Source organism: Pacificispira spongiicola (assembly GCF_012926505.1).
Lineage (GTDB): Bacteria > Pseudomonadota > Alphaproteobacteria > UBA8366 > Aestuariispiraceae > Pacificispira > Pacificispira spongiicola.
Map to the genome: position 1 here is coordinate 831,378 of NZ_JABBNT010000001.1, position 14,155 is coordinate 845,532.

14 protein-coding genes are annotated in these 14,155 nt (G+C 58.5%); 5 read left to right on the plus strand and 9 right to left on the minus strand.

Annotated features, from left to right (window positions below; all coding sequences use genetic code 11):
• Position 1 precedes the first annotated feature (1 nt).
• From HH303_RS03835 to HH303_RS03855, 5 genes are all read right to left on the minus strand, one after another.
• On the minus strand, positions 2-304 hold the full coding sequence (locus HH303_RS03835; RefSeq protein WP_169623860.1) for a hypothetical protein: 303 nt from the start codon (positions 302-304) through the stop codon (positions 2-4).
• Between the two features lie 29 nt (positions 305-333).
• Complete coding sequence (locus HH303_RS03840) at positions 334-1,116, minus strand: ankyrin repeat domain-containing protein (protein WP_169623861.1); 783 nt, start codon at positions 1,114-1,116, stop codon at positions 334-336.
• A gap of 30 nt (positions 1,117-1,146) precedes the next feature.
• Positions 1,147-1,902: a hypothetical protein gene (locus tag HH303_RS03845; protein WP_169623862.1), complete on the minus strand. Its 756-nt coding sequence runs from the start codon at positions 1,900-1,902 to the stop codon at positions 1,147-1,149.
• Positions 1,895-2,482 (minus strand): hypothetical protein, encoded by a 588-nt coding sequence (locus HH303_RS03850; protein WP_169623863.1) that lies wholly within the window; start codon positions 2,480-2,482, stop codon positions 1,895-1,897. Before HH303_RS03850 ends, HH303_RS03845 begins: the two co-directional genes overlap by 8 nt.
• Positions 2,483-2,650: 168 nt before the next feature.
• A complete protein-coding gene (locus tag HH303_RS03855; protein WP_169623864.1) occupies positions 2,651-4,249 on the minus strand; it encodes a recombinase family protein in 1,599 nt (532 codons plus the stop codon).
• A gap of 371 nt (positions 4,250-4,620) precedes the next feature.
• Between HH303_RS03855 and HH303_RS03860 the strand changes: the two genes are divergently transcribed.
• Both HH303_RS03860 and HH303_RS03865 read left to right on the plus strand, forming a co-directional pair.
• The gene (locus HH303_RS03860; protein ID WP_169623865.1) at positions 4,621-6,216 is read left to right on the plus strand and encodes a hypothetical protein; all 1,596 of its coding nucleotides are present in this window, start codon (positions 4,621-4,623) and stop codon (positions 6,214-6,216) included.
• Complete coding sequence (locus HH303_RS03865; RefSeq protein WP_169623866.1) at positions 6,213-7,421, plus strand: phospholipase D family protein; 1,209 nt, start codon at positions 6,213-6,215, stop codon at positions 7,419-7,421. The genes HH303_RS03860 and HH303_RS03865 overlap by 4 nt, the downstream gene beginning before the upstream one ends.
• Positions 7,422-7,812: 391 nt before the next feature.
• On the opposite strand, the gene HH303_RS03870 is transcribed toward HH303_RS03865, so the two are convergent.
• Together HH303_RS03870 and HH303_RS03875 are read right to left on the minus strand one after the other, a co-directional pair.
• Positions 7,813-8,166, minus strand: coding sequence for a hypothetical protein (locus HH303_RS03870; protein ID WP_169623867.1), 354 nt, complete (start codon positions 8,164-8,166; stop codon positions 7,813-7,815).
• Between the two features lie 90 nt (positions 8,167-8,256).
• Positions 8,257-8,508 carry a hypothetical protein gene (locus tag HH303_RS03875; protein WP_169623868.1) on the minus strand — a complete coding sequence of 84 codons (252 nt, stop codon included), beginning with the start codon at positions 8,506-8,508 and terminating at the stop codon, positions 8,257-8,259.
• 234 nt (positions 8,509-8,742) lie between these two features.
• Between HH303_RS03875 and dcm the strand changes: the two genes are divergently transcribed.
• The 3 genes from dcm to HH303_RS03890 are packed head-to-tail and all read left to right on the plus strand — an operon-like array spanning position 8,743 to position 11,693.
• The gene (gene dcm / locus HH303_RS03880) at positions 8,743-10,008 is read left to right on the plus strand and encodes a DNA (cytosine-5-)-methyltransferase (protein WP_319637302.1); all 1,266 of its coding nucleotides are present in this window, start codon (positions 8,743-8,745) and stop codon (positions 10,006-10,008) included.
• Positions 9,998-10,471 (plus strand): very short patch repair endonuclease, encoded by a 474-nt coding sequence (locus HH303_RS03885; RefSeq protein WP_227421499.1) that lies wholly within the window; start codon positions 9,998-10,000, stop codon positions 10,469-10,471. The genes dcm and HH303_RS03885 overlap by 11 nt, the downstream gene beginning before the upstream one ends.
• Positions 10,458-11,693: a type II restriction endonuclease gene (locus HH303_RS03890; RefSeq protein ID WP_169623870.1), complete on the plus strand. Its 1,236-nt coding sequence runs from the start codon at positions 10,458-10,460 to the stop codon at positions 11,691-11,693. The genes HH303_RS03885 and HH303_RS03890 overlap by 14 nt, the downstream gene beginning before the upstream one ends.
• Positions 11,694-11,695: 2 nt before the next feature.
• Here the strand turns inward: HH303_RS03890 and HH303_RS03895 are convergent, their stop codons facing one another.
• Both HH303_RS03895 and HH303_RS03900 read right to left on the minus strand, forming a co-directional pair.
• Positions 11,696-12,550 (minus strand): HNH endonuclease, encoded by an 855-nt coding sequence (locus HH303_RS03895; protein ID WP_169623871.1) that lies wholly within the window; start codon positions 12,548-12,550, stop codon positions 11,696-11,698.
• Entirely contained in the window at positions 12,540-14,150 is a 1,611-nt protein-coding gene (locus HH303_RS03900) for an ATP-binding protein (RefSeq protein WP_169623872.1), read from the minus strand. Before HH303_RS03900 ends, HH303_RS03895 begins: the two co-directional genes overlap by 11 nt.
• Positions 14,151-14,155 lie beyond the last annotated feature (5 nt).

Consider the following 14,155-nt stretch of genomic DNA (forward strand, 5'->3'; position numbering starts at 1 on the left):
GTCACTCCCCGGGCTTTCTGGACAGCGTTTCCAGGATCATCAGCTCGCTTTCAATCGTCCGTTGCTTCCCGACGTCACCGGGTTGCAAGGCGACAACCGTCCCTGTTTTCGTATTCTCGCCCTGCTGATCCGCCAGATCCTTCAAGGCGCCGTCGCTGGGCACGTTAAGGAAATCCTCGACGATCTCCTTCATCTGATTTTGGTTGTTTTCCAGGTTCTGAGCCACAACGCCTTTTGCAAAAGAAAGGGACGAGAGGGTGATTGTCGCGGCGATGACGGCCAGCTTCGAGAAAATTTTGCGCATGTCGGTGGTCCTGGTTTGCATCGATTTGGTCAATGGGCGTTCATTTCAATCATGCGGGCGCGTTGCAGGGCGTCGATCATCATGTCCTGCGCCGCGGCGTCGGCCATCGCCTTTCGGTCCAGGGCCTGCCAGATCGTCACATAGGGACGCCACCACCCGGCGGCGGGTGGGGAGGATTTTTCCAATCGGTCGATTTTCCGCAGAAACATACCGGCGATAATGGCATGCATCGAATTGCCGTCGCATCCCCGGATTCCCGCATCCGCGCCGCCGTCCAAAAGGGCCTGGACGCCGTTTGCGACATCCTCCGTCTTGTACCAAGACAGTATCCTTTCCAGGGCCGGTGTGGGTGCAAAGGGACAGGTCGATGTCGACGGGTCGGACCGGATGTCGGGATCCGCGCCGCCGGCGAGCAATTCTTCAATACAGGCCGCGTTTCCCCGGCTGAGATGTAGCGGCGGTGCGCCAGATGGGCTCATCCGGTTCGGATCGGCCCCGGCTTGAAGCAACAGACGGATCACCGCCCGCCCGTCGGCGGAGTTTCGCGGCATGTCCTTGCAAGCCCATTCCAGTGGCAGGAACCCACCGGAAGGTGCGTTAGGATCAGCGTTGTTGGACAGGGCCGCCCGGACCGCATCGACCTTTTGGAAGGACGCGGCCATGGCAAGGTCATCCTGCATGCCCGCGCGGGCGGGAGACACTGCCGCAAGTAACAGAGACGCCGCCACAGCGAGGAAACGTAGGGTATCGAGATCGCAAAAGCCCGCCGTTCCATTTTCTGTCTGAATGTTTGCCTTCTTTACTTTCGTCATGTCGGGGTCCTGATTGTCGTTCCCTAATGCTCAACCACAATCCGCCGCGCCTGCCTTCAAGCCTTCGGCGTAGTCTTCATCACTGTTTTGCCTGGTGACATCGATTGACCACGCATTCCCGAAACCGGACAATGCGCGCGAAAAATTACAGCCGTCCGACCAACCTTCACGCCATGCCAGTTTCCCCGGGGGCGCATCGGATGGCACGGTACTGCAAGCCGCGAGAAGCACGCTTATTGGCAGAATGACCGATGCGGGGCTCCGCCATTTGATCGGCGCCGTAAGGGCAATATAGACAATCACGGCGGCAATTCCTGAAAGACCCGCAGGAAATCCGGCCCAAGATGTTTCGATCCCGATTGTCGCGGTGTAGGCGGCGAACGGAAGAAAGCGTGTTCGAAACGCAAAGGCCCAACTGGCGAAGGGATGCAAGGCAATACGTGTCGCCAATGTCGCAGCGACGGCGGTGCTTCCTCCGCCGCCCAGCACGGCGAACCATACGGCCCGTCCTTCATCCGATCCGGCGTCGGCGACCAGAAACTGGACAAAAATCCAGTACGGACCGGCCATCACAGCCAAGAAGGCCGCGAACAGTAGAAAGGAAAATCCGACGGATTTAACGGGAGGGGGCGTATCGGGTCCGGCTGCGCGCCAACGAAGGACATCAGCGGCGGTAAATATCGGTACGAGGGCAGCCGCCACAGCCGCGGCGCCGAGCGCGCCATCATAAATGGAGAGTATCCCCATCGCGGCGGGGATGAAGGACAGTCCGATGGATCTACGCATCCGGTCGCTCCGACCTTGCCTCCAACGCCGGAACTTTCGACAGGCACGCGTCCAAATCTTTCGGCAGGAATTCCCGCTCCGCCGCCGGCAATTCACGCACATAGTCCAGAAGCGCGACCGCCCGATCCTGGGGAATGGCCAGTTCCTCCGGAAACTCGGTAAAGTGCTCAGTCATTCCTTCCTTAGGCGGGTTACCGAAAAAACCGATCCGCAAGGTGGAGCTGCCATCATTAGGTGACACCAGCATGTCCCCAAACCGTGCAACATCGGTCCATGAATACTGCTTTCGCCCGCGCCACCCGTTCCCCACGGAAAAGCCGTCGCGGGAAAGGACAATCTGGCCGCGCAATCCAGCCCCTATGAAATAGGCGTTCACGGACTGCAAAACCGCGAGCAGGAAAAGACTGGCGATGATAACGAAAATTCCGATGGAAGCCTTGCCTGGATTCCCCAAGACGTTCCCGAACCAAAGGCATGCCGCAACAAAGAGCCCCCATGCCAGAATGGTAATTCCCAGACGGCTTCTCTGGGCGACAGGAATGGTCACAGACCAGTCATGGTTGCTTTCTTCAATATTCATCTTCGGACCGTGCCACAATTTTGAGAATCCGAGAATACGTCACTTGTACGATTTTCGTATGAAGCCAAGCTGAGCCGTGTTGGATTGTAGGAGTCCCCTCTCAATAGGTGAATAGCCCATAGATTTCTGGACGCCTTCTTACGTAAATTTGAGACATGGAAGGCAAGACTAACGGTTTGACGAAAAAAGCTCAGGCCAAATGTCTGCTGCCGTGCAGTAAAAATCGCCCCACGCGCGGCGACTCAGGTTGATGCTGATGTGCTCGCCCTGACATTTTAGATTGTCAGGCGTTAGTTCAATACGATCCACAAGGCTCCGGAGCATTTGGTGTATTTGCCGAGTATGTTTCTGCTCCCAAAACAGCATCTCCATCCTGTTCAACGCTGTCTTAAGGCGCCCTTTCGCTTCAGAAGCTGATTGCGGCACGACTGGAGGCGGGGTGATTGCCTTCAGTTCATCCAATCGGCTTTCCAAGGAAACCAGCCGATCAATCGTCGTGTCCGGTCTCACACCCTTTTCAACCGCGTCTAACAAACGCGACCGCCGCACTTCCAGGTCCCGGATTTCAGATTCGACCACGTCATAGGCCTGTCTGCGCGGCTCCAGATCCACTTGGAGCTTCTTTAACCAGTCTTCACGCTCATCTATCCGATCGAACAGAAAGGCAAATAGTGCGCTCTGCAAGGCCTCTTCTCTGGTGCCTCGATGGTTGGAGCACTTTTGATCCTGGAATCTCGCTACATTGCATACATACCTGCCTGCATTCGCGATACCTTTCTCCCCGCCGCACACGCCGCAGAAGGTAAGAGAAGTAAGGGGGCGTTTGTTGACCGGTTGACCACTGACGCGACGCGGCTTTCCCGTCGTCGGCGATGCGCGCCTTTCCGACCGGCGGCGCAAAACTCTCTCCCACAGGTCGTCTGTGACGATCTGGAGATCGGGTACGTAGCGCCGCGCCCAATCTTCTTTAGGCTTAAGAACGGCCCGTGCCCGACCGGTTTGTGGGTCGACTACACGCTTAGTCCGATTGTAGACGATCCAGCCATTGTACATTTCATTGTTGAGAATCCCTTGTCCTCGGGATGGAGCACCGAGAATGGCCGTGCATCGCCAGGTGCGGCCGGCCGGACTAGGAATACCATCGTTATTCAATCCTCGCGCAATTTGATGAGGTATTGTACCTGCAGCAAACTCTTCGAAGATACGCAGCACGACCGCCGATTCCTCCGGGTGAATCATTCTGAGACCGGTTTCGTAATTCCCTCGCTCATCGACCACACCCTTCACCACGCGATAGCCGTAGCAAAGGCCGGCGGGAACTCTCCCCTGAGCAACGCGACTGACATGCGCTCTTCGGACCTTCTCCTTCAGATCCTTTAGGTACATTGCGTTCATCGTGCCTTTGAAACCGATATGAAGATCCGTCACACGGCCCTCATGCGCTGTGAGGATCGAAACATCGCGGCTCTGGAGCACTCGATAGATCGATGCGATATCCGCAAGGTCGCGGGACAGCCTGTCTAGCCCTTCAGCAACGACTGTGTTGACCAGACCTGCCTCGACCGCCGCCAGCAACTCTATAATCCCTGGTCGGTGCATTGTTGCGCCGGTCATCGCCGCGTCGGAGAAGACTCCTGCCGGGCGCTCAACGTGAAGTTCCCGCTTCATCAAATCGGTACAAAGATGCACCTGGTCTTCAATCGACGAGGGATTCTGAAGGTCGGATGAATAGCGCGCGTATATCGCGACCCGATGGTGTCGAGACATAGTAAACCTTTGATTCCATGCAGGAACGAGGGAAGGGAATCTACCCCCGGCCAAGAGAGTAGCAACCCTTTATCGTCTATGCCCCGACGGTGCACTCTCTAAATGGTTGTATACAAACTTAAATCTCAAAAAATCTCACTTAAACTCGGAATGATGGTCGAAATCTCGGAAAATCTCACTTCGTCTCACGTCGTAGGTCGGCAAGATAGGTGAAGTGGTCCCACGTCACGAACCTGCGTATTCGCAGGCTTCGCCTGCTCAATGCTGCACTGATCCCGTGCTTGCGATTTTTCGTTTCCGATTTCTTGCCCTTTTCTTGTCGCCACAACCCAGCATGATACTCTGCATCCTCCATTATGCGGGGCAGGTGTATGGGGCAGCATGCCGAAGGATCGTTCAACGCGCTTGCGGCGGCTGGCGCGACAGCGACGGTTCACTCGACGATCAACAATCATTTCCGTGCGGCGCGGATAGAGCCGGTGGCGGCGCATGACATCGAGGCGGCGCGCCAGCAATTGGCAGAGATGCCCGTCGACGCGGTTCCAGATCCGGCCGGGCTGCCCATGGGCTCCCGGCGTTTGTTTTCGCATAACCGTCTGTTCCTCGGTCGTGCGGACGAGTTCCGCGATCTCGCGCGTTCGCTTCGCAATGGCGGGGCCGCCGCTATCGGCCAAAGCCCGGTCCTGTCCGGCTGCGGCGGGAGCGGCAAGACGCAACTGGCGTCCGAGTTCGCCTGGCGCTACGGCCAGTTCTTTGCCGGCGGCGTGTTCTGGCTGAGATTCGAGACGGCCGACAGCATCCCCGCCGAGATAGCCGCCTGCGGCACCAGCCTGTCCCTGCACGCCGGTTTCACAAGCCTTCAGCTCGACACACAGGTCGCCCTGGTTTCCAGCCGCTTGCAGGACGGTCTGCCGAGGCTGCTGATTTTCGATAACTGCGAGGATACGGCTCTTTACGACGCGTGGGGCCCACCCGGAGGCGACTGCCGCGTGCTCCTCACCTCCAGGCAAGAAGCGTGGCCCGCCCATACCGGCGTCGCCGTCATCCCCCTGGGTGTCTTGCCGAGACTGGAATCGATCGCGCTTCTGCGGCAACAAAGGCCGGACCTCGATCCCGGTCTTCCGGCCCTGGACGCCATTTGCGAGGAACTCGGCGAGCTGCCATTGGCCCCGCATCTCGCCGGCAGCTACATGGCGATCTATCGGAATGACGCTTTCGGAACGCCGGAGGCCTATCTCGACGCGATCTGCCAGCCCGATCTGCTCGAGCACCATTCCCTGACGGGCGGCGGCAAGCCCCCGACCGGGCGCGAGGCCGGCGTGGCGGCGACATTCGCGCTCAGTCTCGACCGTCTTGAACCGGCCGAGCCGGTCGATGCCTTGGCGCGCTCGGTTCTGACCCATGCGGCCTGGTTCGCCCCGGGCGAACCGATCCCCGGACGGTTGCTGCGGCGATGCCTGAATGTCAGCGACGCGGAGGAAGAGCAACGGCGCTTTGCCGATGCGCTACGCCGGCTTGCCGAACTTGGTTTGGTACGCATGATCGATGGCGCACCGGCGCGGCACCGCCTGATTGCCACAATTGCGCGAACCGTCGGGGAAGCTGGAGACGGCGTAACCGTCGAAGAGAGCATTTCCGGTGCCGCAACCGAACAAAGTCAAGCAGGCCTGCCTAGCCTCGTCCTGGTATGGCAGGCGCATCTTCGTTTCGTTGCGCGGGAGGCGGATGCGCGTGGCAGCAAACTGACAGGTCGGTTGTTCAACTCGTTCGGATATCATCTTCACATGATCGCCGACCTCGACGGTGACCGGGACGCATACCAGCGCGCTCTGAGCATTTTCGAAAGGTTTCTCGGCAGCGACCATCCGTCCACAGTCACTACCAGCAACAATTTCCAGTCACTTGGCTCAAGTTCAGGAAAACAGGCGCCCAGAAATTTCGGAGCCATCCAAGGAGGGATGAAATGAAGATTTCAGTTCTCGACGCAGAGGCGCTTCGACGGGCGTTGCCTCAGCTAATCGCGAAGCATGATCAGATTTTCATGGCGGTCGCATGGGCACATGCTGGCCTAGTTGCAGAAAAGTTAATCAAGAACAAGCATAAGTTCAAGTCGGTTACTGTCGGTCTCGATTTTTGCGCTACCGATCCAAACTTTGTAGACTCGCTTTGCAATGTGCCGAATGCGTACGTGTTTAAGAAGAATGGGGTGTGCTTCCATCCGAAAATCTATCTGTTTGTGACTGGTCAGAATGCTGACGCCATCGTCGGCAGTGCCAACTTCACCACCGGTGGACTGGGCACAAATGTCGAAGCTTGCTTGCATCTAAACTGCAATGTTGATGAGGCGGTGATCTCCGAGTTGCTTGCGGCCTTGGAATCCTATGCGCCCCATCGTCAGCCTGTCACCGAACAACTGGCTGATTCCTACCGACTACAGGCAGGTGTGGTAGGCAGTCGTCCACGCCCTCGATCTCCTGTTCTTCCCAGCGATAAGGCTGACTTTGCGCGGGTGGATTCAGAACTCCTGAAAATGGATTGGTCAACGTTCATCCGTGAGGCCCGTAAGGACCCTAACCACCATTTTGAGACGCGCATGAGGTTTCTGCGTTACCTGCAAACACTGTTCGCCAGAGAACAATCTTTCAACTCCCTGTCTGTGTCAGAATGGAAGGCTGTCGCAGGTATCGTCCACCCCGACGCAGTCGCCGGTTCCGGATTGGAGAAGCACCAAATTGGCTGGTTCGGTTCGATGCAGGGCGCGGGCTCCTTTACCAAACTTATTTCGATCAAAGACAGCAGGATCGCTAAAGCAATAGACTGCATTCCGCGCCGAGGCCCCGTCGCCGAAAGCGATTTCGACCGGTTTTGTGAGTTGTTTGTATCGGCCTTCGCTAACTCTGCTAGAACCGGTAGCACGCCAACGGCTACGAGGTTGTTAGCAATGAAGCGGCCAGATTTGTTTATTTGTGTAAACAAAGGGAACAAAGCCAGCTTGGCGGAAGCTTTACATTTTGCGCCTTCAACATTGCATCTGGACAACTACTGGAAACGCGTGATTGAGCCGATCAGGCTTGCCAAGTGGTACAATGCACCGCGCCCTGAAGGTGCCGATGCAGAGGCGTGGGATTGCCGGGCGGCACTGGTCGATGCCATCTACTATAAGGTTGTTTAATTGACAGTCATAAGGCGCGAACTGAACCGCCTAGGATTGCCGGAGGCCGGTTGGTACGAGTTGCGCTACCAAGGTCTGATCGTCCAGCATGGCGTAGTATCGTTGCTCGGATTCAGTGGGCGGGATGTTGCCAAATTCCAATCCGGCGCGTTCGCGCCGACTTCGCCAGCCGGATCGAGCGGAAGACGAACCGCCTCGACGGCTGGTGGACGGCCGCCGGCGTTCCGCCTCACCGGATCGCGCAGGCCGCCAGGCTACTGCGGCCGACCATATTCCCCGTTCTACCAAAACAGGCTTGGCGTTTGCCGGGATTCATAAGCCCGGCCCCGCCCAATCGCCGCTTTGAGCGGTGAATACGGCCAACATGCGCCGCATTAACGATTGCTGGCGGTTAGTCCCATCGGACCTCGCAGGCCAGATATTCACGGATGACAATGCGCACGCACAGCCCATCATCCTGCGACGTGTGGAAACGATACCGGCTTGGCTGGACCACAAGCCAGCCTTCGCTGAAAGCGTCGTCGTCGGCGCTGATGACGAGCTGCATGGCGCGGCTGCCGACCTCTGGCCAGACCGCCAAGCCATGGCCGCCATTCTCAAACTCGTCACGCTCGAGGTCCGTCATCAATGTGAGGGGCCTGACCGAAAGATATTTGGGCGTGTCGATCCGTGGCTCGTTCAGCTCGAAGGCAACATGGCACCGCGCCAGTTTCAGCACGACAATATCGACCCGTTGCTGGTCCATGGAAAAGATAATCCGCCCCTGTTCCTCCCGTCGCGCCACCGTCAGCTTTGCAACCAGAGTTGGCCTGTGATGGAGGATGGCGGCGACCTTCTAGCGCCCGATCTTTTCCGGGTCAGCGGTTCCGGAAATCACGCTTTCAAGAAGAGCAGCCAGATAGAGTTCATCGTCAGAGAAGCCCTGATTGCAGCGCGCGCAGGACGGACTCACGGGGAGGTCGCTGGGCAGCGGGTCATCAAGGAAAATGATCGAAGGCGCATGGTCGCGCGTCTCGTTGGGAGCACCGCAATGAACGCAGGTTCCCTTATTGCGGTTGTCGCCCCAGTTCTGAAACTTCTGTACCATCCCGGAACGATATTGGACTTTGCCGCCTCCGTGAATCTCATAAATCGGGAGTGACCCCATCGTAGCCGGAACGCTTAACGCCCTCCGACCTTCCTAGTTGCCCTCGCCGCCGGTGCGTTCCCGCCGGTCATTCAATAAAAGCGCACGGGCAGACCGTATTTATCCCGTTTTGTTCTTGCTCATCGGGGATTCCTTGTGTCAAAATGGCAAAAAATTTCCCAGAGGAGATATCCCGTGCAGTCAACCATCGCCGTATCCGAGTTTTCCCAGCTCCGCACCTTGGCCGGATTGAGCATCGAACAGCTCGGAGAGCTGGGCGGCTATTCCCCCAGCACGCTGTATCGCTGGGAACGCGGCGAGACCCCCCCCCGAAAGGCGGCCGTCGAACTATTGCAGAGGATCATCGACGAACGCCGCGCCAGAAACCAGCACGGCAGCGCCTTCCGCTTTATTGACCTGTTCGCGGGCATCGGCGGGCTGCGGCGTGGCTTCGAACCGCTGGGGGGCGAATGCGTGTTTTCCAGCGAATGGGACCGCTACAGCCAGCTCACCTACAAAGCCAATTACGGCTGCAAGCATGATGTGGCCGGTGACATTACAAAGATTCCGGCAGATGCGATCTCGGAGCATGATCTCTTGCTGGCCGGTTTTCCATGTCAGCCGTTCTCGCTCGCTGGTGTGTCAAAGAAGAACGCGCTGGGTCGCGCCCACGGCTTCCGGTGCGAAGCACAGGGCACCCTGTTTTTCGATGTGGCAAGGATCATTGCCCACCATCGTCCCCGTGCGTTCCTGCTTGAAAACGTCAAGAACCTCGTCAACCACGATCGCGGGCGAACATTTGAGATTATCCACCGCACGCTGACGGAAGAACTCGGCTATCACATCCACTGGAAGGTGATCGACGCGCGCTCGTGGGTTCCGCAGCACCGTGAGCGCATTTTCATCGTTGGCTTCCGCGATCCCAATGATTTCACCTTCGCTGATTTCCTGATTCCCGATCCGCTGAAGGGACCGAAGCTCGGAAGCATCCTGCATCCGGGCGACGGCAGCGAGGGACCTGACCGTCACTATACTGTCGGCAATATGCGCAAGGTGTCGGATCGCTATGTTCTGACCGATCACCTATGGCGTTACCTCCAAGACTATGCCGAGAAACACCGCCTGCGCGGCAACGGTTTCGGCTTCGGACTGGTCGGAAATAACGATGTGACGCGCACGTTGTCGGCGCGATATTTCAAGGACGGCTCAGAAATCCTCGTCTCGCGCGGACGGGGCAACCCACGCCGCCTGACTCCGCGTGAGTGCGCGCGCCTCATGGGCTTTGACAAACCCGATGGCAGCGACTTCATCATCCCCGTGTCTGACACTCAGGCTTATAGGCAGTTCGGCAACGCCGTCGTTGTGCCAGTGGTGGAAGCGGTAGCCAAGCACATGGCCCCGTGGCTTGGAGCTGACGCGGACGTGGAAATGCAGCAACGGAGACTGCCGCTTGCGGTCTGACATTGTTGATGCTGCGACGCGCAGCCGCATGATGGCCGGTATCCGTGGAAAGGATACGAAGCCGGAAATGATCGTGCGCCGTGGCCTGCACCGAAGGGGATTCCGCTTTAGGCTGCATGATCGCAGCCTGCCTGGACGCCCCGACCTGATTCTGCCGCGCTACCATGTTGCAATCTTCGTGCATGGCTGTTTCTGGCACGGCCATGACTGCCCACTGTTTCGCTGGCCACGCACGCGGGAAGACTTCTGGAGGGATAAGATTGGGCGCAATCGCGAGCGTGACCGCAACGCGGCAGAGCGATTACAGGAAGCAGGTTGGCGCATCCTGACAATATGGGAATGCGCCTTTCGGGGCAAAACGGACGCCGACCACGACGCGACGCTCAACAGGGCGGCCGACTGGATTGCCAATGGCGCGACAGGAGAGGCAATCCTGAGGGGGGAACTACGTGGCCATTGTTGACCTTTTGGACTGGCTCGATGAATACGCCAGCCCAAATACAATATGGTATGTCAAACGGCTGTCGGGCAACGACACGCTGGCCAACGGCTCGCACCAAGCGGGGCCGTATATTGCGCGGGAGTTCCTGTTCCACATATTCCCCGCGATCAATAGGACCGACATCAAGAATCCCGATGTTTGGTTCGATCTCTACCTCGATTCCAACGCCGATTACCGCAAGGTGCGGGCGGTCTATTACAACAACGCACATTTCGAAGGCACGCGCAATGAAGCGCGGCTGACGAATTTCGGTGGGCAGAGCTCGGCGCTGCTCGATCCCGACAGCACGGGAGCGCTGGTTGTGTTTGCGTTTCGGCTCGATGATGCCGGTGCTGCTACCGACTGCCATGTGTGGGTCTGCCAGCACGAAACAGAGGAGGATCTTGTCGAAGACAGGGTTGGCCCGGTCGATCCAGGCAAGTTTCTTGTGTGGTTGCCCGTCCAGACGGCGGCGAACCTCAGGCTGCAGGGAGTGCCTCCACCCCAAACAAGCTGCTGGCTGGAACCTGCGGACATGCCGCCTGCGTGGCTGACAGATTTCCCAGCTGCAGCAGAGATTGTGCGCAAGTCGGTCGACCTGCGTCCGCTGCCGACGCTACCACCCGATCAGCGGTTGTTGAAGCGACGCGAATGTGAGTTTGAGCTGTTCCGTAGTATCGAACAGGCGGTAGAACGGCCGCATATCCTAGCCGGATTTACGACGGTCGAAGATTTCGTGAACCGGGCGCAGACGGTCCTGCAGCGGCGCAGGAATCGCGCAGGGCGATCGCTGGAATTGCACGCCCGCGAAATATTCATTGAGGAACGGCTGGTCGAGAACCATCATTTCTCGTACCAGCCTGTATCGGAAGGAACAAAGAAGCCCGACTTTCTCTTTCCATCTCAGGCGGCCTATCAGGACACGAGCTTTCCCGTCTCCGGCCTGCGGATGCTCGCGGTCAAGACAACCTGCAAGGATCGCTGGCGGCAGATTCTCAACGAGGCTGACCGCATCCCCAATAAACACCTCCTGACGCTCCAGGAGGGGGTGTCGGAAGCGCAGTTTGCGGAAATGACCGGCGCGGGGGTCCAGCTCGTGGTTCCGGCCCAGCGCATGGAATCCTTCCCGGCTGCGGTGCAACCGCACCTCCAGACGCTGGAGAGCTTCATCGGCGATGTGCGGCTACTGAGCGTCTCGCTTTGACGTCAGGCGCGACCCTGCTTTTTGCGCAACTCATCGACTGTAAACGGCGGTGCACGCCTGTGTGCAACGGCATGGCAGTTCGGGCACAGAGGTACGAGGTCGGTTCGCGGGTCGATGATGTAGCCGGGCCCCACTTCCGATACCGGCGTGACGTGGTGGACTTCGATTAGACCAGCCGCGTCCGGCCCATACCGCTCGCCCATGTCGAGGTCGCAGGCTTTGCAGAGATAACCATGTATGGCCAGTGCGGCGGCGCGATTGCGTCGGTCGCGCTCGTAGCGGTTCACCTCGATGCGGGTTTTTGCTCCTTCGGGCAGACCGGCAATTTCCGGCGTCGGTTCCTCGCCGCCGTCATCGTTCGCCTCAAGCGGCAGGAGCGAAAGGACGGCGGCGGCGGCACGCGAGGTCCACAGTTCTATCTGGCGCATGTCGGCATCGGCATCGCCGTCGTTGATCGCCAACATTCCCCGCCGGATGGCAAGGTCCAGACTGCGCCAAGGTGTAGTCCAGATACCGTCGTCATTGGGGTCGCGAGCCGCACCGTTGACCGACAGCGCAATGTCAGCGCCATCATCGCGGCAAACGCCCAGCACAGCTCGGAATCCTTGGCGGCCCGTCTGTTCGGCGCTGCCCATCGCCTCGATTAGCTCGCCGGCGAAATTGCCCGGGCGGAACAGCACGTCGATCCGCCGCCAGCCGACGATGGTGCGCAGCGTGAATGTCTGACCAGCGGGATGTTCAGCGGGACGCAACTCAAGCCAGCGACTGCCATCGCCGTCGCGGCCTTCACTGCCGGTGAAGGCAAGGCCGGTTTCCAACGATACCCGCTCTGCAATCGAACGTGGATCAGCCGACATTCTCGTCCACGTCCGGTTCCGGCAGGGTTTCGACCAGCTTTTCGAGGATGCGCGACACTTCGTAGCGCATGTCTCGGAACATCTCCGCCGTGCTGTCCTGCACGGTAGACAGTTCCGCCACCGCCAGTGACCACATCAAGGAGTCTAATCCCTGCATGGTTACGCTGCGGTTGAGGTTGGGAATATAGACCTTGTGATAGTAGGGATGGCTCGTGTTGATCTGCACGGCCTTGTGCTGCTCAATCAGTGCGGGTTGGAACAGCAACCCGTTGGTGATACCCTCAACCGGCTGCACGAACACCTCGCCGGGCCGCTTTGCGGAAGTGATGGTGAGTTTCAGGCGGGTCGCGCCGTACTTGTTGTTAACGATTGCCTCGCCCGAATTGGGGTCAGCGACATTGACCTCGGGACCTCCCGCAGCGGCTTCCCGGTTTCGGATATTGTTGTTCGAGGTTTCGTGCGCGCCTTCGCCCTTCTTGGAGATGGCCTTCTGCTGGCCTTCGCGCGAACGCCGGTTGGCCTCGCGGCGGGGTGCAGGCAGGAATTGCGATTCCAGCCAATTAGCCAAGTCGTCGTTAAGCATGATCTGCGATTTCATGATGTCGAGATGAAAAGCGTCGTCCAGCTTGTGGTCGAACGAAAACTCGACACGCAGCAGCGTCAGGTGCGGTTCTTTCTGGTATAGGCCAAGCCAGTCGGCGTCGTGGATCAGTCGGTTCTCGCGATAGATGTAGATGCCCTGCCGGTTGTTGGACAGCAGCGCGGCCTGCGCCAGCTTGTCGTTCGGAAACTCCTCGCGCCTTGGCAGGATATAGGCCCGAACGGTGAATGACGCCTGATGCCCGTCTTCAAGCTGAGTGATCATCGATTCCTCGGCAACCAGTTCCGACAGGTCACGCTGGAACGGATCCCACGGCGCGACAGACATACCGTTCAGCTCAATGGCGACATTCTGCGCGCGGTCGTCCTTCAGGTCGAGAAACCGCTGATAAACCATCGACAGATGGTGACGCAGGGCATCTTCCTTCCCCTTGAGCGCCTTTTTGGCGTGTGATCCGGTCGGGTAGGAATAGTCCTTGATAAGTCGGTCGACATTCTCCCACAGAACGACGGTGCCCGATTTGCCGGGCGCGATCCCGTCCAGCAGCTCCACCGCTTCTTCGTCGCAAGTTTCGCTTAGCAGCAGCGACCACTTGTTGACCTTCGCAACGTGGTCGAGGTCCCACGTCGCCATAAGGGCGGGTGCGGCACCGTCCGCGCGGGAAATGACCGACAGCCGTTTGCAGAAAGCGGTGGAAGCGGTCTTAAGTCCAAGGCCATATTTGCCGAGACTGGCCGCGCTCGGCCGGACCTTAGAGCCATACTGCATGGCATTGATAATACCCTGCCGGTCCATGCCCTCGCCATTGTCGGCGATCAGCAGCCGAATATTGCCGTTGAAGTCGGCGCCAAGGAAAAGCTGGACTTTCGTTGCGTTAGCGGCAATCGAATTATCCACGATGTCCGCCACAGCGGTATCGAACTCATAGCCAGTATCACGCAGGCCGACCATGACCCGCTCCGGATCTGGCGGCACTTCAAATTGTTCGATTTCGCTCACAATTT

Bases quoted from the DNA above. Each gene is read 5' to 3' on its own strand.
- HH303_RS03845 (WP_169623862.1), bottom strand. From the start codon at position 1,902: ATGCGTAGATCCATCGGACTGTCCTTCATCCCCGCCGCGATGGGGATA.
- HH303_RS03875 (WP_169623868.1), bottom strand. From the start codon at position 8,508: ATGGTACAGAAGTTTCAGAACTGGGGCGACAACCGCAATAAGGGAACC.
- HH303_RS03835 (WP_169623860.1), bottom strand. From the start codon at position 304: ATGCGCAAAATTTTCTCGAAGCTGGCCGTCATCGCCGCGACAATCACC.
- HH303_RS03840 (WP_169623861.1), bottom strand. From the start codon at position 1,116: ATGACGAAAGTAAAGAAGGCAAACATTCAGACAGAAAATGGAACGGCG.
- HH303_RS03865 (WP_169623866.1), top strand. From the start codon at position 6,213: ATGAAGATTTCAGTTCTCGACGCAGAGGCGCTTCGACGGGCGTTGCCT.
- HH303_RS03850 (WP_169623863.1), bottom strand. From the start codon at position 2,482: ATGAATATTGAAGAAAGCAACCATGACTGGTCTGTGACCATTCCTGTC.
- HH303_RS03870 (WP_169623867.1), bottom strand. From the start codon at position 8,166: ATGGACCAGCAACGGGTCGATATTGTCGTGCTGAAACTGGCGCGGTGC.
- HH303_RS03895 (WP_169623871.1), bottom strand. From the start codon at position 12,550: ATGTCGGCTGATCCACGTTCGATTGCAGAGCGGGTATCGTTGGAAACC.
- HH303_RS03860 (WP_169623865.1), top strand. From the start codon at position 4,621: ATGGGGCAGCATGCCGAAGGATCGTTCAACGCGCTTGCGGCGGCTGGC.
- HH303_RS03855 (WP_169623864.1), bottom strand. From the start codon at position 4,249: ATGTCTCGACACCATCGGGTCGCGATATACGCGCGCTATTCATCCGAC.